The following is a 16,740-nucleotide window of genomic DNA, read 5'->3' as shown; positions in this document are numbered from 1 at the left end:
ATGGTAGTGAATTATTCCGCCCTTTGTACCGTTATTTTATGCTGACAACGGCGCTTTTTTCTGTTTATCTATCAATAAATTCAGAATATTATCTGTTCTTAATCGACTGAAAAATAGGGATTTTAATCGCTATTATCACAAAACACTGCGCTAAACCCTTAATCCGACAGGCAAAAACAGTGCAGTATAAAAAAAGTACAGTCTGATTTGTTAACACATAAAAACAAAGCAACACAACATCACGAATGGGGATTTTTGACTATGAAACGGAATGCGAAAACTATCATCGCAGGGATGATTGCACTGACAATTTCACACACCGCTATGGCCGACGATATTAAAGTTGCCGTTGTCGGCGCGATGTCCGGTCCGATTGCCCAGTGGGGCGATATGGAATTTAACGGCGCGCGTCAGGCGATTAAAGACATTAATGCCAAAGGGGGAATTAAAGGCGATAAGCTGGTGGGCGTGGAATATGACGACGCCTGCGACCCGAAACAAGCCGTTGCGGTCGCCAACAAAATCGTTAACGACGGCATTAAATACGTTATTGGTCATCTGTGTTCTTCTTCTACCCAACCTGCATCAGATATCTACGAAGATGAAGGTATTTTGATGATCTCGCCGGGGGCGACCAACCCGGAGCTGACTCAACGCGGTTATCAACACATCATGCGTACTGCCGGGCTGGACTCTTCCCAGGGGCCAACAGCGGCAAAATACATTCTTGAGACGGTGAAGCCCCAGCGCATCGCCATCATTCACGACAAACAACAGTATGGCGAAGGGCTGGCGCGTTCGGTGCAGGACGGATTGAAAGCAGCCAATGCCAACGTCGTCTTCTTCGACGGTATTACCGCTGGTGAGAAAGATTTCTCCGCGCTGATCGCCCGCCTGAAAAAAGAAAATATCGACTTCGTTTACTACGGCGGTTACTACCCGGAAATGGGGCAGATGCTGCGCCAGGCCCGTTCCGTTGGCCTGAAAACTCAGTTTATGGGGCCGGAAGGGGTGGGTAATGCGTCGCTGTCGAACATTGCTGGTGATGCCGCCGAAGGTATGTTGGTCACTATGCCAAAACGCTATGACCAGGACCCGGCAAACAAAGGCATCGTTGATGCGCTGAAAGCAGACAAGAAAGAGCCGTCCGGGCCATATGTCTGGATCACCTACGCGGCGGTGCAATCTCTGGCGACTGCCCTTGAGCGTACCGGCAGCGATGAGCCGCTGGCGCTGGTGAAAGATTTAAAAGCTAACGGTGCAAACACCGTGATTGGGCCGCTGAACTGGGATGAAAAAGGCGATCTTAAGGGATTTGATTTTGGTGTCTTCCAGTGGCACGCCGACGGTTCATCGACGGCAGCCAAGTGATCATCCCACCGCCCGTGAAATGCGGGCGGTTTTAGAAAGGTTACCTTATGTCTGAGCAGTTTTTGTATTTCTTGCAGCAGATGTTTAACGGCGTCACGCTGGGCAGTACCTACGCGCTGATAGCCATCGGCTACACCATGGTTTACGGCATTATCGGCATGATCAACTTCGCCCACGGCGAGGTTTATATGATCGGCAGCTACGTCTCCTTTATGATCATCGCCGCACTGATGATGCTGGGCATTGATACCGGCTGGCTGCTGGTGGCGGCGGGATTCGTCGGCGCAATCGTCATTGCCAGCGCCTATGGCTGGAGTATCGAACGGGTGGCTTACCGCCCGGTGCGTAACTCTAAGCGCCTGATTGCGCTTATTTCCGCAATCGGCATGTCCATCTTCCTGCAAAACTACGTCAGCCTGACCGAAGGTTCGCGCGACGTGGCGCTACCCAGCCTGTTTAACGGTCAGTGGGTTGTGGGCCATAGTGAAAACTTCTCTGCCTCTATTACCACCATGCAGGCGGTGATCTGGATTGTTACCTTCCTCGCCATGTTGGCGCTGACAATTTTCATCCGCTATTCCCGCATGGGGCGCGCCTGTCGTGCTTGCGCGGAAGATCTGAAAATGGCGAGCCTGCTTGGCATCAACACTGACCGGGTGATTGCGCTGACCTTTGTGATTGGCGCGGCGATGGCGGCGGTGGCCGGCGTGTTGCTCGGCCAGTTCTACGGCGTAATTAATCCCTACATCGGCTTTATGGCCGGGATGAAAGCCTTTACTGCTGCGGTACTCGGTGGGATTGGCAGTATTCCGGGAGCGATGATTGGCGGCCTGATCCTGGGGATTGCGGAAGCGCTCTCTTCTGCCTATCTGAGTACGGAATATAAGGATGTGGTTTCATTTGCCCTGCTGATTCTGGTACTGCTGGTGATGCCGACCGGTATTCTGGGTCGCCCGGAGGTAGAGAAAGTATGAAACCGATGCATATTGCAATGGCGCTGCTCTCTGCCGCCATGTTCTTTGTTCTCGCGGGCGTCTTTATGGGTGTGCAACTGGAGCTGGACGGCACCAAACTGGTGGTCGACACGGCTTCAGACATCCGTTGGCAGTGGGTGTTTATTGGCACGGCGGTGGTCTTTTTCTTCCAGCTTGTGCGACCTGCGTTTCAGAAAGGGTTGAAAAGCGTTTCCGGACCGAAGTTTATTCTGCCCGCAATTGATGGTTCCACGGTGAAGCAAAAGCTGTTCCTCGTCGCACTGCTGGTGCTTGCGGTGGCGTGGCCGTTTATGGTGTCGCGCGGGACGGTGGATATCGCCACCCTGACCATGATCTACATTATCCTCGGCCTCGGGTTGAACGTGGTGGTGGGGCTGTCTGGCTTACTGGTACTGGGTTACGGTGGTTTTTACGCCATCGGCGCTTACACCTTTGCCTTGCTCAATCACTATTACGGTCTTGGCTTCTGGACCTGTTTGCCGATTGCCGGGTTGATGGCGGCGGCGGCGGGCTTCCTGCTCGGCTTCCCGGTGTTGCGTTTACGTGGCGACTATCTGGCGATCGTTACTCTCGGTTTCGGCGAAATTGTGCGCATATTGCTGCTCAATAACACGGAAATCACCGGCGGTCCGAACGGAATCAGTCAGATCCCGAAACCGACTCTCTTCGGACTCGAGTTCAGTCGCACCGCCCGCGAAGGCGGCTGGGATACGTTCAGCAATTTCTTTGGCCTGAAATACGACCCGTCCGATCGCGTCATCTTCCTCTACCTGGTGGCGTTACTGTTGGTGGTGTTAAGCCTGTTTGTCATTAACCGCTTACTGCGAATGCCGCTGGGCCGCGCGTGGGAAGCGTTGCGTGAAGATGAAATCGCCTGTCGTTCGCTGGGCTTAAGTCCGCGTCGTATCAAGCTGACCGCTTTTACCATCAGTGCCGCGTTTGCCGGTTTTGCCGGAACGCTGTTTGCGGCGCGTCAGGGATTTGTCAGCCCGGAATCTTTCACCTTTGCCGAATCAGCCTTTGTGCTGGCGATAGTGGTGCTCGGCGGTATGGGATCGCAGTTTGCGGTGATTCTGGCGGCAATTTTGCTGGTGGTGTCGCGCGAGTTGATGCGTGATTTCAACGAATACAGCATGTTAATGCTCGGTGGTTTGATGGTGCTGATGATGATCTGGCGTCCGCAGGGCTTGCTGCCCATGACGCGCCCGCAACTCAAGCTGAAAAACGGCGCAGCGAAAGGAGAGCAGGCATGAGTCAGCCATTATTATCCGTTAACGGCCTGATGATGCGCTTCGGCGGCCTGCTGGCGGTGAATAACGTCAATCTTGAACTGTACCCGCAGGAGATCGTCTCGTTAATCGGCCCTAACGGTGCCGGAAAAACCACGGTTTTTAACTGCCTGACCGGTTTCTACAAACCCACCGGTGGCACTATTTTACTGCGCGATCAGCATCTGGAAGGTTTGCCCGGCCAGCAAATCGCCCGCATGGGCGTGGTGCGCACCTTCCAGCATGTGCGTCTGTTCCGTGAAATGACGGTGATTGAAAACTTGCTGGTGGCGCAGCATCAGCAACTGAAATCCGGGCTGTTCTCCGGCCTGTTGAAAACGCCTTCTTTCCGCCGCGCCCAGAGCGAAGCCCTCGACCGTGCCGCAACCTGGCTTGAGCGCATTGGTTTGCTGGAACACGCCAACCGCCAGGCGAGCAACCTGGCCTATGGTGACCAGCGTCGTCTGGAGATTGCCCGCTGTATGGTGACGCAGCCGGAGATTTTAATGCTCGACGAACCGGCAGCAGGTCTTAACCCGAAAGAGACGAAAGAGCTGGATGAGCTGATTGCCGAACTGCGTAACCATCACAACACCACTATCTTGTTGATTGAACACGATATGAAGCTGGTGATGGGGATTTCAGACAGAATTTACGTGGTCAATCAGGGGACGCCGCTGGCAAACGGTACGCCGGAGCAGATCCGTAATAACCCGGACGTGATCCGTGCCTATTTAGGTGAGGCATAAGATGGAAAAAGTCATGTTGTCCTTTGACAAAGTCAGCGCCCACTACGGCAAAATCCAGGCGCTGCATGAGGTGAGCCTGCATATCAATCAGGGCGAAATTGTCACGCTGATTGGCGCGAACGGGGCGGGGAAAACCACCTTGCTCGGCACGTTATGCGGCGACCCACGCGCCACCAGCGGGCGAATTGTGTTTGATGATAAAGACATTACCGACTGGCAGACGGCGAAAATCATGCGCGAAGCGGTGGCGATTGTCCCGGAAGGACGCCGCGTCTTCTCGCGGATGACGGTGGAAGAGAACCTGGCGATGGGCGGTTTTTTTGCTGAACGTGACCAGTTCCAGGAACGCATAAAGTGGGTCTATGAACTGTTTCCACGTCTGCATGAGCGCCGTGTTCAGCGGGCGGGCACCATGTCCGGCGGTGAGCAGCAGATGCTGGCGATTGGTCGCGCTTTGATGAGCAACCCGCGTTTATTGTTGCTTGATGAGCCATCGCTCGGTCTTGCGCCGATTATCATCCAGCAAATTTTCGACACCATCGAGCAGCTGCGCGAGCAGGGGATGACCATCTTCCTCGTCGAGCAGAACGCCAACCAGGCGCTAAAGCTGGCGGATCGCGGCTACGTGCTGGAAAACGGTCATGTAGTGCTCTCCGATACCGGCGACGCGCTGCTGGCGAATGAAGCAGTGAGAAGTGCATATTTAGGCGGGTAAATTATCGAATACCCGGCAGCCAGCTTCTGCCGGGTTCTTCGTCCGTATACAGACTTGTTTCAACTGACCGGGAGGATTAAAACCAGACCACTTATTTGCCACGGAAAGGTTCCCTCCCATGCATTATGCCGTTGTCGTCATGCTTGAACTGCTTTGCTGTATTCACGCTTATCGCTCCGGACAAGAGCGATACTGGATTTTTATTATCTTCTGTTTTCCGGTGATTGGCTGCGTGGCGTATTTCGTCATGGTTATGCTGCCTGAAACGGGCGCTGACCGTCACGGGCGTACTTTGCTGATGCGCCTGCAGGACAAAATCAGCCCGGAACGCCACCTGCACAAATTAACCGAAGAGCTGGCGATTGCCGAGACCAATCAAAACCATTATGCGTTAGCTAACGAACTGGCGCGCCTTGGGCGTTATCACGAAGCCGTTCCCCATTATCATCAGGCGTTAAGCGGGATATTCGTCCATGAAGCGGCAATGATGCTAAGCCTGGCGCAGGCGCAGTTTGCCATTCAGGAGTTCGCCGCCTGTCAGCAGACGCTGGAAGATGTGATACGTTATAACCCTGATTTTCAGTCGGCAGACGGACACTTGTTATTCGCCAGAACCTTAGCAGCCCAGGAGAAATACGCTGACGCAGAAAGCGAGTTTGAAGTATTGATTTCTTATTACCCCGGCCCTCAGGCACGTATTTTCTATGCGGAAATGCTGGCGAAAATGAGTCGGTTGCGTGAAGCCAACGAGCAGTATGTTGCTGTGGTTGATACGGCTAAACGCTCAAGACCTCATTATAGAAAACACCACCGGGAATGGATTAAGACTGCCAACGAACGGCTGAAGCAGAGTATTGTTCGATAGGCGCTGCGCCAGAGAGTCTCTGGCGCGTTAATTTTTGTGAACGTAGCATTATCCGTGCCCCATCTCCCATTTTCCCTCACCCGTACCGTCACCGCCTTGTCATCTTTCTGACACCTTACTATCTTACAAATGTAACAAAAAAGTTATTTTTCTGTAATTCGAGCATGTCATGTTACCCCGCGAGCATAAAACGCGTGAATTCGCGCATTCGGTACAACAAGAGAGATAAACGATGAAACCGTTACATTATACAGCTTCAGCACTGGCGCTCGGACTGGCGTTAATGGGGAATGCACAGGCAGTGACGACCATTCCGTTCTGGCATTCTATGGAAGGGGAACTGGGTAAAGAGGTGGATTCTCTGGCTCAACGTTTTAACGCCGAAAACCCGGATTACAAAATTGTACCGACCTATAAAGGCAACTACGAACAGAATTTAAGTGCGGGGATTGCCGCATTTCGTACCGGCAACGCTCCGGCTATTTTGCAGGTTTATGAAGTTGGCACCGCCACCATGATGGCGTCGAAAGCCATTAAACCGGTGTATGACGTGTTTAAAGAGGCGGGGATTCAATTCGATGAGTCGCAGTTTGTGCCGACGGTTTCAGGTTACTATTCCGACAGCAAAACCGGCCACTTACTCTCCCAGCCGTTCAACAGCTCGACTCCTGTTCTCTATTACAACAAAGATGCTTTCAAGAAAGCGGGATTAGACCCGGAACAGCCGCCGAAAACCTGGCAGGATCTGGCAGACTATGCCGCGAAACTGAAAGCCTCCGGTATGAAGTGCGGCTACGCCAGCGGCTGGCAGGGCTGGATCCAACTGGAAAACTTTAGCGCCTGGAACGGTCTGCCGTTTGCCAGCAAAAACAACGGCTTTGACGGCACGGACGCGGTGCTTGAGTTCAACAAGCCGGAGCAGGTGAAACACATCGCCATGCTCGAAGAGATGAACAAGAAGGGCGATTTCAGTTACGTAGGGCGTAAGGATGAATCTACCGAGAAGTTCTATAACGGTGATTGCGCGATGACGACCGCCTCTTCGGGTTCTCTTGCCAACATTCGCGAGTACGCCAAATTCAACTACGGCGTAGGCATGATGCCATACGACGCCGACGCGAAAGATGCGCCACAAAACGCCATTATCGGCGGAGCCAGCCTGTGGGTGATGCAGGGCAAAGATAAAGAAACTTACACCGGCGTGGCGAAGTTCCTCGACTTCCTCGCGAAGCCAGAAAACGCTGCCGAGTGGCATCAGAAAACCGGTTATCTGCCAATCACCAAAGCGGCGTATGACCTGACCCGTGAGCAGGGCTTTTACGAGAAAAACCCAGGGGCGGATACCGCGACGCGTCAGATGCTGAACAAGCCGCCGTTGCCGTTCACCAAAGGGCTGCGTCTGGGCAATATGCCGCAGATCCGCGTGATTGTGGATGAAGAGCTGGAAAGCGTGTGGACCGGTAAGAAGACGCCACAGCAGGCGCTGGATACCGCTGTTGAGCGTGGGAACCAGTTACTGCGCCGCTTTGAGCAGTCTACGAAGTCTTAATTCTCTTACCCTCACCCTAACCCTCTCCCAAAGGGAGAGGGGACCGATCGGCGTGGTATCCAGGTGCCGTGTCGGTTTGCAACTTCGCTCGGTGGGAAAGTATGCACCGCCTTTCTCCCTCGCCCCTCTGGGGAGAGGGCCGGGGTGAGGGGAACACAACACGAAGAGTTTAACTATGTCATCATCCCGTCCGGTGTTCCGCTCGCGCTGGCTGCCTTATTTGCTGGTCGCGCCGCAGCTTATCATCACCGTTATCTTTTTTATCTGGCCTGCGGGCGAAGCGTTGTGGTACTCGCTACAAAGCGTCGATCCGTTTGGCTTTTCCAGCCAGTTTGTCGGCCTGGATAACTTCGTCACGCTGTTTCATGACAGCTACTATCTCGACTCCTTCTGGACGACGATAAAATTCAGCACCTTTGTCACCGTCAGCGGTTTGCTGGTGTCGCTGTTCTTCGCGGCGCTGGTGGAGTACATCGTGCGCGGCAGCCGTTTCTATCAAACCTTAATGCTGCTGCCGTATGCCGTGGCTCCCGCCGTTGCCGCTGTATTGTGGATCTTCCTGTTTAACCCTGGTCGCGGGCTGATCACTCATTTTCTCGCTGAGTTCGGCTACGACTGGAACCATGCGCAAAACAGCGGTCAGGCAATGTTCCTGGTGGTGTTTGCCTCAGTATGGAAGCAAATCAGCTACAACTTTCTGTTCTTCTATGCCGCGCTGCAATCCATTCCCCGTTCGTTGATTGAAGCCGCAGCCATCGACGGCGCAGGTCCAATTCGCCGCTTCTTTAAGATTGCGTTGCCGCTTATCGCCCCGGTGAGCTTCTTCCTGCTGGTGGTGAACCTGGTGTACGCCTTCTTCGATACCTTCCCGGTGATCGACGCCGCCACGTCCGGCGGACCAGTACAGGCCACCACGACGCTGATTTATAAGATCTACCGCGAAGGCTTTACCGGACTGGATCTGGCTTCGTCTGCCGCGCAGTCGGTGGTGTTGATGTTCCTCGTCATCGTGCTGACGGTGGTGCAGTTCCGCTATGTTGAAAGCAAGGTGCGTTACCAATGATTGAGAACCGTCCGTGGCTGACAATATTCAGCCATACCATGCTGATCCTCGGGATCGCGGTGATCCTCTTCCCGCTGTACGTGGCGTTTGTCGCGGCGACGCTGGATAAACAAGAAGTCTATGCCGCGCCGATGACGCTAATCCCCGGCACGCATCTGCTGGAAAACATCCACAACATCTGGGTAAACGGGGTAGGCACGAATAGTGCGCCGTTCTGGCGGATGTTGCTTAACAGCTTCGTGATGGCGTTCAGCATTACGCTCGGCAAAATTACCGTCTCGATGCTCTCGGCATTTGCCATTGTCTGGTTTCGTTTTCCACTACGTAACCTCTTCTTCTGGATGATTTTTATCACCCTGATGCTGCCAGTTGAAGTGCGTATCTTCCCGACGGTAGCAGTCATCGCCAACCTGAACATGCTCGACAGCTACGCTGGCTTAACGCTGCCATTAATGGCCTCGGCGACCGCTACCTTCCTGTTCCGCCAGTTCTTTATGACGCTGCCGGATGAGCTGGTGGAAGCCGCACGGATCGACGGCGCGTCGCCGATGCGCTTCTTCTGCGACATCGTTTTTCCGCTGTCGAAAACCAATCTGGCGGCGCTGTTTGTGATCACTTTTATTTACGGCTGGAACCAGTATTTGTGGCCGTTGTTGATTATTACCGATGTTGATCTCGGCACCACCGTGGCAGGAATCAAAGGGATGATCGCTACAGGCGAAGGCACCACGGAATGGAATTCGGTGATGGCGGCGATGTTGTTAACGCTTATCCCTCCGGTGGTGATTGTTTTAGTGATGCAGCGTGCCTTCGTGCGCGGCCTGGTCGATAGTGAGAAATAAGATGGCAGGACTGAAATTACAGGCAGTAACCAAAAGCTGGGATGGCAAAACCCAGGTCATTAAACCGCTGACCCTTGATGTGGCGGATGGCGAATTTATCGTGATGGTCGGGCCGTCTGGCTGCGGGAAATCCACGCTGCTGCGCATGGTTGCCGGGCTGGAGCGGGTCACCGAAGGCGATATCTGGATTAACGACCAACGCGTGACCGAAATGGAGCCGAAAGATCGCGGGATTGCGATGGTGTTCCAGAACTACGCGCTTTATCCGCATATGAGTGTCGAAGAAAACATGGCGTGGGGGCTGAAAATTCGCGGTATGGGCAAGCAGCAAATTGCCGAACGTGTTAAAGAAGCGGCGCGCATTCTGGAGCTGGATGGCCTGCTCAAGCGCCGTCCGCGTGAGCTTTCTGGCGGTCAGCGTCAGCGTGTAGCTATGGGCCGTGCGATTGTGCGCGATCCGGCGGTGTTCCTGTTTGATGAGCCGCTCTCTAACCTCGATGCCAAGCTGCGCGTGCAGATGCGCCTTGAGCTGCAACAACTGCACCGTCGCCTGAAAACGACTTCACTCTACGTTACTCACGATCAGGTTGAGGCGATGACGCTCGCTCAGCGGGTAATGGTGATGAACGGCGGCGTTGCCGAACAGATTGGCACGCCAGTTGAAGTCTACGAAAAGCCCGCCACTCTGTTTGTGGCGAGTTTTATCGGCAGTCCGGCGATGAACCTGCTGACAGGCCGCGTGAATAACGAAGGCACGCATTTCGAACTGGATGGCGGTATCGCGCTACCGCTAAACGGTGGCTACCGTCAGTATGCCGGGCGTAAAATGACTCTTGGCATTCGCCCGGAACATATTGCGTTAAGTTCGCAGGCAGAAGGCGGCATACCGCTGGTGATGGACACGCTGGAGATCCTCGGCGCAGATAACCTGGCGCACGGACGCTGGGGCGAACAGAAGCTGGTGGTGCGACTGGCGCATCAGGAGCGCCCGACGACAGGCAGCACGCTGTGGCTGCATCTGCCGGAAAATCAGCTGCATCTTTTTGATGGTGAAACAGGACAACGAGTATGAGTAACTGGCCTTATCCCCGCATTGTCGCCCACCGTGGCGGCGGTAAGCTGGCCCCGGAAAACACCCTGGCGGCAATCGACGTTGGGGCAAAATACGGTCATAAGATGATCGAATTTGATGCGAAGTTATCGAAAGATGGTGAGATCTTCCTGCTGCATGACGATAATCTCGAACGCACCAGCAACGGCTGGGGCGTCGCGGGCGAACTGAACTGGCAGGATTTACTGCGCGTGGATGCGGGCAGTTGGTACAGCAAAGCGTTTAAAGGTGAGCCGCTGCCGTTGCTTTCGCAGGTGGCGGAACGCTGCCGTGAACATGGGATGATGGCAAATATTGAAATCAAACCCACCACTGGCACTGGTCCATTAACGGGTAAAATGGTATCGCTGGCGGCGAGCGAACTGTGGGCTGGTATGACGCCGCCGCTGCTGTCATCGTTTGAGATTGATGCTTTAGAAGCCGCGCACCAGGCTGCACCGGAACTGCCGCGCGGTTTGTTGCTGGATGAGTGGCGCGACGACTGGCGCGAACTGACCACGCGGCTGGGCTGCGTCTCTATTCATCTCAATCATAAGTTGCTCGATAAAGCGCGAGTGATGCAGTTGAAAGACGCTGGATTACGGATTCTGGTTTATACCGTCAACAAACCCCAGCGCGCGGCAGAGTTGCTGCGCTGGGGCGTGGATTGCATCTGTACCGATGCGATTGATGTGATTGGCCCGAACTTTACGGCCCAATAGTTTTCAACGGAATATCAGGCTGCGGCGTGCTGGGCGGATTCAGCATGTCGCCGTTTCTTCTCTCTGGCAACATATGCTGCTGATTCAACGAACTATCCGGATTACGGTTGCTGTTTAACATCCCGCCGTTGGTGTTGGGCAGCATTTGCTGCCGGGCGGGATTTAGCTCCCCCGGCTGTGACTGCAATACCCGCTGCGAGTTGCTATTAAGCTGATTTTCTAAATGCTGCTGTTGCAACTGTGTTTGCGTTTTCAGTTGCTGATTCAGCATCCCTTTTTGCTGGATTTGCTGCGTTTGCATTTGAGTTTGCATTCGCTGCTGGCTGGGGATCTGATACCCCGGCTGGTTAGGGTTGTTCAGAGTATTAATGGGCTGTGCAAAGCCGACAAAAGGCAGGAGTGCCGTCAAAAGCAGAAGTCGTTTCATCGCGTATCCTCCTCTGAAGATATTCTTTAAGTTTACTCCTTTCCTGCAATCATCAGGATTAATTCAGAGTTATATACCAGGCTTAGCTGGGGTTGCCCCTTAATCTCTGGAGTATAACGATGATAAAACCGACGTTTTTACGCCGGGTGGCTATTGCTGCTCTGCTCACAGGAAGTTGTTTTAGTGCTGTCGCCGCGCCACCTGCGCCGCCGCCAGTCTCGTATGGCGTGGAGGAGGATGTCTTCCATCCGGTACGCGCGAAGCAGGGGATGGTAGCATCTGTGGACGCCACTGCCACTCAGGTGGGGGTAGATATCCTTAAGCAGGGCGGGAATGCCGTTGATGCTGCCGTGGCAGTGGGCTACGCGCTGGCGGTAACGCATCCGCAGGCAGGGAATCTGGGCGGCGGCGGTTTTATGCTGATCCGCACTAAAGATGGCAATACCACCGCCATCGATTTCCGCGAAATGGCACCCGCCAAAGCGACCCGCGATATGTTCCTTGATGATCAGGGCAACCCGGACAGCAAAAAATCTCTCACTTCGCATCTTGCTTCTGGCACACCCGGTACGGTAGCGGGCTTCTCGTTGGCGCTGGAGAAATACGGCACCATGCCGCTGAACAAAGTTGTGCAGCCTGCGTTTAAACTGGCACGCGATGGTTTTATCGTTAACGATGCGCTGGCAGACGATCTCAAAACCTACGGCAGTGAAGTGCTACCAAATCACGAAAACAGCAAAGCTATCTTCTGGAAAGAGGGCGAACCGCTGAAAAAGGGCGACAAGCTGGTACAGACGAATCTGGCAAAGAGCCTGGAGATGATTGCCGAAAACGGCCCGGATGAATTCTACAAAGGCACGATAGCGGAACAGATCGCCCAGGAGATGCAGAAAAACGGTGGCTTGATCACTAAAGAAGATTTAGCGGCGTATAAAGCGGTCGAACGTACACCAATAAGTGGCGATTATCGCGGGTATCAGGTTTACTCCATGCCACCGCCATCTTCCGGCGGGATTCATATCGTGCAGATCCTCAATATTCTGGAAAACTTCGATATGCAGAAATACGGCTTTGGCAGCGCCGATGCGATGCAAATCATGGCAGAAGCGGAGAAATACGCCTACGCCGACCGCTCGGAATATCTTGGCGACCCGGATTTTGTCAAAGTACCGTGGCAGGCGCTGACCAATAAAGCCTATGCCAAATCTATTGCCGATCAAATCGATATCAATAAAGCGAAGCCATCCAGCGAAATTCGTCCTGGCAAGCTTGCGCCTTATGAGAGTAATCAAACTACCCATTACTCAGTGGTGGATAAAGACGGTAACGCCGTGGCGGTGACCTATACGCTGAACACCACCTTCGGTACGGGCATTGTCGCGGGCGAGAGCGGTATTTTGCTTAATAATCAGATGGATGATTTCTCCGCCAAACCAGGCGTACCGAACGTTTACGGGCTGGTGGGCGGCGATGCTAACGCTGTCGGGCCGAATAAACGTCCGCTGTCATCGATGTCACCAACCATTGTGGTGAAAGACGGAAAAACCTGGCTGGTGACCGGTAGCCCTGGCGGAAGCCGAATTATCACCACTGTGCTGCAAATGGTGGTGAACAGCATCGATTATGGCATGAATGTCGCCGAAGCGACCAATGCGCCGCGTTTCCACCATCAGTGGTTGCCGGACGAGCTGCGTGTCGAGAAAGGATTTAGTCCGGATACGCTCAAGCTGCTGGAAGCAAAAGGTCAGAAAGTGGCGCTGAAAGAGGCGATGGGCAGTACACAAAGCATTATGGTTGGGCCTGACGGTGAGTTGTACGGTGCATCCGACCCGCGCTCGGTGGATGATTTAACGGCGGGGTACTAAGGTTAGCGGCCCTCTTCGTGGGAAGAGGGCCGTATTGTCAGGGCAAGCCGAAGGTAGCTTTTTTTATTTCATAATCCTGTAGATATTCTTCCAGCGGCTTTGCCGTTCCCAGCGAATGAATTTCACCACTGTCTTTATCAATAATAAAAGGTGCGTTACCAGCTAAGCGCGCGGCCTCATCACCAGTTTCGAGAAATTCTCGTGCTTCGAAACAGAAATACCAGCCCTGGCTAAAGCGTCCATGTAGAGTAATGACGACGGCGAGATCTGCATCATCAAGGTAATGGTTCGCTTTCGCGAATGCTTCCTGATAATTAATCATAATGATTCTGGATTTTCCGATGGGGCAGTTAGGTCATGCTTTTTTTCAAGCGCAACATATCCAACAAAGCCTTAATAAAATATTGTAATTTACAATAAGTTAATGATGTTCATTTCACACGCGCCATATAATACGCATCGACATATTCACCGTTTCGTAATGCGTACTTCTTGCCAGTCCCTTCAATCTCAAAGCCGAATTTTTTATAGACCTTAATTGCTGGCGCGTTATCAACGAACACCGTTAGTTCAATACGATCTACCCGCAACCAGTTGTCGCACATTGCAATCATCTCTCGCATCAGGGCGCTGGCGACGCCGCGGTTCTTCCAGCGGGAGTCGACACAGATACCAAAGTCGGCAACATGACTGCGGCGTGGGCGTTGTTGCACGTCAATAGTGAGATGACCCACAACGTCTCCATCAATACAGGCGACGAGTTGCTTGATGCCGGGACGATCGGCGAGTCGCTCCTGCCACATATGATCGGAAGGATGAGGCACCTGTAGTGTGTTGCAATACACCTCCGGCTGGGCGTGAATCTGCCTGATGGCCTCGTAATCCCGTGTTTCTGCATGGCGTATTACTATCTCACTCATTCCTTTGTCCTCTTTGGGGTAAATGTCCCTTTCAACATCATTGACTTTCAAATGCGAGTCAAATGCATTTTTTTGCAAAAAGTGTTGGACAAGTGCGAATGAGAATGATTATTATTGTCTCGCGATCAGGAAGACCCTCGCGGAGAACCTGAAAGCACGACATTGCTCACATTGCTTCCAGTATTACTTAGCCAGCCGGGTGCTGGCTTTTTTTTTGACCTTTCGTTCTCAATTTATCCACGGGAAGTGCTTGTGTTTGTTATGCGCACTCCTGTAGGAACCGCGTCCGCTTTGCGCTAAGGTGGTAGATAACCACCTTAAAAAGGACGAAATCATGGTCATCAACTGCGCCTTTATTGGCTTCGGCAAAAGCACCACCCGTTACCATCTGCCGTATGTACTTAACCGCAAGGATAGCTGGCATGTCGCGCATATTTTTCGCCGCCATGCGAAGCCGGAAGAACAGGCTCCCATTTATTCCCATATTCATTTCACCAGCGATCTCGACGAAGTGCTAAACGATCCCGACGTTAAGTTGATTGTCGTCTGCACTCATGCGGACAGCCACTTCGAGTACGCGAAACGCGCGCTGGAAGCCGGGAAAAATGTGCTGGTCGAAAAACCGTTCACCCCGACACTTGCGCAGGCGAAAGAGCTGTTTGCGCTGGCGAAAAGCAAAGGGCTGACCGTTACGCCGTATCAGAATCGTCGCTTTGACTCCTGTTTTCTGATGGCGAAAAAAGCGATTGAAAGCGGCAAGCTGGGAGAGATTGTCGAAGTGGAAAGCCATTTTGACTATTACCGCCCGGTGGCAGAAACCAAACCTGGACTGCCGCAGGATGGCGCGTTCTATGGCCTTGGTGTGCATACCCTCGACCAGATAATCTCGCTGTTCGGTCGCCCGGATCACGTCGCTTATGACATCCGCAGCCTGCGTAATAAAGCCAATCCTGACGACACCTTCGAAGCGCAGCTGTTTTATGGCGATCTAAAAGCCATCGTCAAAACCAGCCATCTGGTGAAAATCGATTATCCGAAATTTATCGTTCACGGGAAGAAAGGTTCGTTTATTAAATATGGTATCGACCAGCAGGAAACCAGCCTGAAGGCTAATATTATGCCGGGCGAGCCGGGATTCGCAGCGGATGATTCGGTCGGTGTGCTGGAGTATGTCAATGACGAGGGCGTTACGGTCAGAGAAGAGATGAAGCCGGAGATGGGCGATTACGGACGCGTTTATGATGCGTTGTACCAAACCATCACCAACGGTGCACCAAATTACGTCAAGGAATCTGAAGTTCTTACCAATCTGGAAATCCTTGAACGCGGTTTTGAGCAAGCCTCTCCCTCCACAGTGACTCTTGCGAAGTAAGTTTGATGACCTCTCGAATAGTTCAATTTTTTTGAACAGAGGGGTCAATTTTCACCCTCTATCATCCCAGGCGGATCGGGTCCACACTAAGCCCATCGAAATCATTCAGGGGGCGAATACAAATGATCTACTTACGCAAAGCAAATGAACGTGGTCATGCAAATCATGGCTGGCTGGACTCCTGGCATACTTTCTCTTTTGCCAACTATTACGACCCGAACTTTATGGGCTTTTCCGCGCTGCGCGTGATTAACGACGACGTGATTGAAGCAGGGCAGGGCTTCGGCACTCACCCGCATAAAGATATGGAAATTTTGACCTACGTGCTGGAAGGTACTGTTGAGCACCAGGACAGCATGGGCAATAAAGAGCAGGTTCCGGCGGGCGAGTTCCAGATTATGAGTGCGGGTACGGGTATTCGTCACTCAGAGTACAACCCAAGCAGTACCGAGCGTCTGCATCTGTATCAGATCTGGATCATGCCAGAAGAAAACGGCATTACGCCACGTTATGAACAACGTCGCTTCGATGCCGTACAGGGTAAACAGCTGGTGCTTTCGCCTAATGCGCGAGATGGTTCGTTGAAAGTGCATCAGGATATGGAGCTGTACCGTTGGGCGCTGGTGAAAGATGAGCAGTCGGTGCATCAGATTGCCGCTGAACGCCGCGTCTGGATCCAGGTGGTGAAAGGCAATGTCACCATTAACGGCGTGAAAGCCTCGACCAGCGATGGTCTGGCAATCTGGGATGAGCAGGCAATCTCCATCCATGCGGATAGCGACAGCGAAGTGTTACTGTTCGATCTGCCGCCGGTTTAAAGCTCAACGGCATTTTTGAAGCCTGCCTTTTTGCGGGCTTCATCGCTCGCCCCGGTCGCGTGCTGATGTACGCGACCGGGGTTTTGTCGCGTCTTTAGCACAATGCGAT

The 16,740-nt window shown here is 53.1% G+C and carries 17 protein-coding genes; 14 read left to right on the top strand and 3 right to left on the bottom strand.

Annotated features, from left to right (window positions below; translation table 11 throughout):
* The first annotated feature begins 261 nt into the window (after nucleotides 1–261).
* From livK to ugpQ, 11 genes are all read left to right on the top strand, one after another.
* Nucleotides 262–1,371: a high-affinity branched-chain amino acid ABC transporter substrate-binding protein LivK gene (gene livK, locus FQ015_RS18495; protein WP_160524352.1), complete on the top strand. Its 1,110-nt coding sequence runs from the start codon at nucleotides 262–264 to the stop codon at nucleotides 1,369–1,371.
* 47 nt (nucleotides 1,372–1,418) lie between these two features.
* On the top strand, nucleotides 1,419–2,345 hold the full coding sequence (livH, locus tag FQ015_RS18490) for a high-affinity branched-chain amino acid ABC transporter permease LivH (RefSeq protein ID WP_001295097.1): 927 nt from the start codon (nucleotides 1,419–1,421) through the stop codon (nucleotides 2,343–2,345).
* Nucleotides 2,342–3,619: a branched chain amino acid ABC transporter permease LivM gene (gene livM / locus FQ015_RS18485; protein ID WP_000803807.1), complete on the top strand. Its 1,278-nt coding sequence runs from the start codon at nucleotides 2,342–2,344 to the stop codon at nucleotides 3,617–3,619. The genes livH and livM overlap by 4 nt, the downstream gene beginning before the upstream one ends.
* A complete protein-coding gene (gene livG, locus FQ015_RS18480) occupies nucleotides 3,616–4,383 on the top strand; it encodes a high-affinity branched-chain amino acid ABC transporter ATP-binding protein LivG (protein ID WP_000082094.1) in 768 nt (255 codons plus the stop codon). Before livM ends, livG begins: the two co-directional genes overlap by 4 nt.
* A gap of 1 nt (nucleotide 4,384) precedes the next feature.
* Nucleotides 4,385–5,098: a high-affinity branched-chain amino acid ABC transporter ATP-binding protein LivF gene (livF, locus tag FQ015_RS18475; RefSeq protein WP_000416895.1), complete on the top strand. Its 714-nt coding sequence runs from the start codon at nucleotides 4,385–4,387 to the stop codon at nucleotides 5,096–5,098.
* Between the two features lie 118 nt (nucleotides 5,099–5,216).
* Nucleotides 5,217–5,963 carry a hypothetical protein gene (locus FQ015_RS18470; RefSeq protein ID WP_105278591.1) on the top strand — a complete coding sequence of 249 codons (747 nt, stop codon included), beginning with the start codon at nucleotides 5,217–5,219 and terminating at the stop codon, nucleotides 5,961–5,963.
* A 232-nt stretch (nucleotides 5,964–6,195) separates the two neighbouring features.
* The gene (gene ugpB, locus FQ015_RS18465; protein WP_000803191.1) at nucleotides 6,196–7,512 is read left to right on the top strand and encodes a sn-glycerol-3-phosphate ABC transporter substrate-binding protein UgpB; all 1,317 of its coding nucleotides are present in this window, start codon (nucleotides 6,196–6,198) and stop codon (nucleotides 7,510–7,512) included.
* A 175-nt stretch (nucleotides 7,513–7,687) separates the two neighbouring features.
* Nucleotides 7,688–8,575 (top strand): sn-glycerol-3-phosphate ABC transporter permease UgpA, encoded by an 888-nt coding sequence (ugpA, locus tag FQ015_RS18460; RefSeq protein ID WP_000099289.1) that lies wholly within the window; start codon nucleotides 7,688–7,690, stop codon nucleotides 8,573–8,575.
* On the top strand, nucleotides 8,572–9,417 hold the full coding sequence (gene ugpE, locus FQ015_RS18455; protein WP_160524351.1) for a sn-glycerol-3-phosphate ABC transporter permease UgpE: 846 nt from the start codon (nucleotides 8,572–8,574) through the stop codon (nucleotides 9,415–9,417). Before ugpA ends, ugpE begins: the two co-directional genes overlap by 4 nt.
* Before the next feature lies 1 nt (nucleotide 9,418).
* The gene (gene ugpC / locus FQ015_RS18450) at nucleotides 9,419–10,489 is read left to right on the top strand and encodes a sn-glycerol 3-phosphate ABC transporter ATP binding protein UgpC (RefSeq protein WP_000907804.1); all 1,071 of its coding nucleotides are present in this window, start codon (nucleotides 9,419–9,421) and stop codon (nucleotides 10,487–10,489) included.
* Nucleotides 10,486–11,229 carry a glycerophosphodiester phosphodiesterase gene (gene ugpQ, locus FQ015_RS18445; RefSeq protein WP_160524350.1) on the top strand — a complete coding sequence of 248 codons (744 nt, stop codon included), beginning with the start codon at nucleotides 10,486–10,488 and terminating at the stop codon, nucleotides 11,227–11,229. Before ugpC ends, ugpQ begins: the two co-directional genes overlap by 4 nt.
* Here the strand turns inward: ugpQ and FQ015_RS18440 are convergent.
* The gene (locus tag FQ015_RS18440; RefSeq protein ID WP_000826137.1) at nucleotides 11,216–11,656 is read right to left on the bottom strand and encodes a DUF2756 family protein; all 441 of its coding nucleotides are present in this window, start codon (nucleotides 11,654–11,656) and stop codon (nucleotides 11,216–11,218) included. The genes ugpQ and FQ015_RS18440 overlap by 14 nt on opposite strands.
* A 119-nt stretch (nucleotides 11,657–11,775) precedes the next feature.
* Between FQ015_RS18440 and ggt the strand changes: the two genes are divergently transcribed.
* Nucleotides 11,776–13,521, top strand: a complete 1,746-nt coding sequence (gene ggt, locus FQ015_RS18435) for a gamma-glutamyltransferase (protein ID WP_160524349.1) — start codon at nucleotides 11,776–11,778, stop codon at nucleotides 13,519–13,521.
* Between the two features lie 37 nt (nucleotides 13,522–13,558).
* Here the strand turns inward: ggt and FQ015_RS18430 are convergent, their stop codons facing one another.
* Together FQ015_RS18430 and yhhY are read right to left on the bottom strand one after the other, a co-directional pair.
* Nucleotides 13,559–13,843 (bottom strand): YrhB family protein, encoded by a 285-nt coding sequence (locus tag FQ015_RS18430; RefSeq protein ID WP_000611634.1) that lies wholly within the window; start codon nucleotides 13,841–13,843, stop codon nucleotides 13,559–13,561.
* A 109-nt stretch (nucleotides 13,844–13,952) separates the two neighbouring features.
* A complete protein-coding gene (yhhY, locus tag FQ015_RS18425; protein WP_001353623.1) occupies nucleotides 13,953–14,441 on the bottom strand; it encodes an N-acetyltransferase in 489 nt (162 codons plus the stop codon).
* Nucleotides 14,442–14,775: 334 nt separating this feature from the next.
* On the opposite strand from yhhY, the gene FQ015_RS18420 reads away from it, so the two are divergent.
* Together FQ015_RS18420 and yhhW are read left to right on the top strand one after the other, a co-directional pair.
* Nucleotides 14,776–15,813 (top strand): oxidoreductase, encoded by a 1,038-nt coding sequence (locus FQ015_RS18420; RefSeq protein WP_000236268.1) that lies wholly within the window; start codon nucleotides 14,776–14,778, stop codon nucleotides 15,811–15,813.
* 122 nt (nucleotides 15,814–15,935) lie between these two features.
* Entirely contained in the window at nucleotides 15,936–16,631 is a 696-nt protein-coding gene (yhhW, locus tag FQ015_RS18415; protein WP_000639823.1) for a quercetin 2,3-dioxygenase, read from the top strand.
* The last annotated feature ends 109 nt before the right edge of the window (nucleotides 16,632–16,740 follow it).

The organism is Escherichia sp. HH26CH, assembly GCF_009820205.1.
Lineage (GTDB): Bacteria > Pseudomonadota > Gammaproteobacteria > Enterobacterales > Enterobacteriaceae > Escherichia > Escherichia coli_F.
Note: the sequence above shows the minus strand (reverse complement) of the source record. Positions and strands in the feature narration are given on the sequence as shown.

Bases quoted from the DNA above. Each gene is read 5' to 3' on its own strand.
- livG (WP_000082094.1), top strand. From the start codon at position 3,616: ATGAGTCAGCCATTATTATCCGTTAACGGCCTGATGATGCGCTTCGGC.
- FQ015_RS18420 (WP_000236268.1), top strand. From the start codon at position 14,776: ATGGTCATCAACTGCGCCTTTATTGGCTTCGGCAAAAGCACCACCCGT.
- yhhY (WP_001353623.1), bottom strand. From the start codon at position 14,441: ATGAGTGAGATAGTAATACGCCATGCAGAAACACGGGATTACGAGGCC.
- yhhW (WP_000639823.1), top strand. From the start codon at position 15,936: ATGATCTACTTACGCAAAGCAAATGAACGTGGTCATGCAAATCATGGC.
- livM (WP_000803807.1), top strand. From the start codon at position 2,342: ATGAAACCGATGCATATTGCAATGGCGCTGCTCTCTGCCGCCATGTTC.
- livK (WP_160524352.1), top strand. From the start codon at position 262: ATGAAACGGAATGCGAAAACTATCATCGCAGGGATGATTGCACTGACA.
- ugpB (WP_000803191.1), top strand. From the start codon at position 6,196: ATGAAACCGTTACATTATACAGCTTCAGCACTGGCGCTCGGACTGGCG.
- ugpQ (WP_160524350.1), top strand. From the start codon at position 10,486: ATGAGTAACTGGCCTTATCCCCGCATTGTCGCCCACCGTGGCGGCGGT.
- ugpA (WP_000099289.1), top strand. From the start codon at position 7,688: ATGTCATCATCCCGTCCGGTGTTCCGCTCGCGCTGGCTGCCTTATTTG.
- FQ015_RS18430 (WP_000611634.1), bottom strand. From the start codon at position 13,843: ATGATTAATTATCAGGAAGCATTCGCGAAAGCGAACCATTACCTTGAT.
- FQ015_RS18440 (WP_000826137.1), bottom strand. From the start codon at position 11,656: ATGAAACGACTTCTGCTTTTGACGGCACTCCTGCCTTTTGTCGGCTTT.
- livH (WP_001295097.1), top strand. From the start codon at position 1,419: ATGTCTGAGCAGTTTTTGTATTTCTTGCAGCAGATGTTTAACGGCGTC.
- ugpE (WP_160524351.1), top strand. From the start codon at position 8,572: ATGATTGAGAACCGTCCGTGGCTGACAATATTCAGCCATACCATGCTG.
- ggt (WP_160524349.1), top strand. From the start codon at position 11,776: ATGATAAAACCGACGTTTTTACGCCGGGTGGCTATTGCTGCTCTGCTC.
- ugpC (WP_000907804.1), top strand. From the start codon at position 9,419: ATGGCAGGACTGAAATTACAGGCAGTAACCAAAAGCTGGGATGGCAAA.
- livF (WP_000416895.1), top strand. From the start codon at position 4,385: ATGGAAAAAGTCATGTTGTCCTTTGACAAAGTCAGCGCCCACTACGGC.
- FQ015_RS18470 (WP_105278591.1), top strand. From the start codon at position 5,217: ATGCATTATGCCGTTGTCGTCATGCTTGAACTGCTTTGCTGTATTCAC.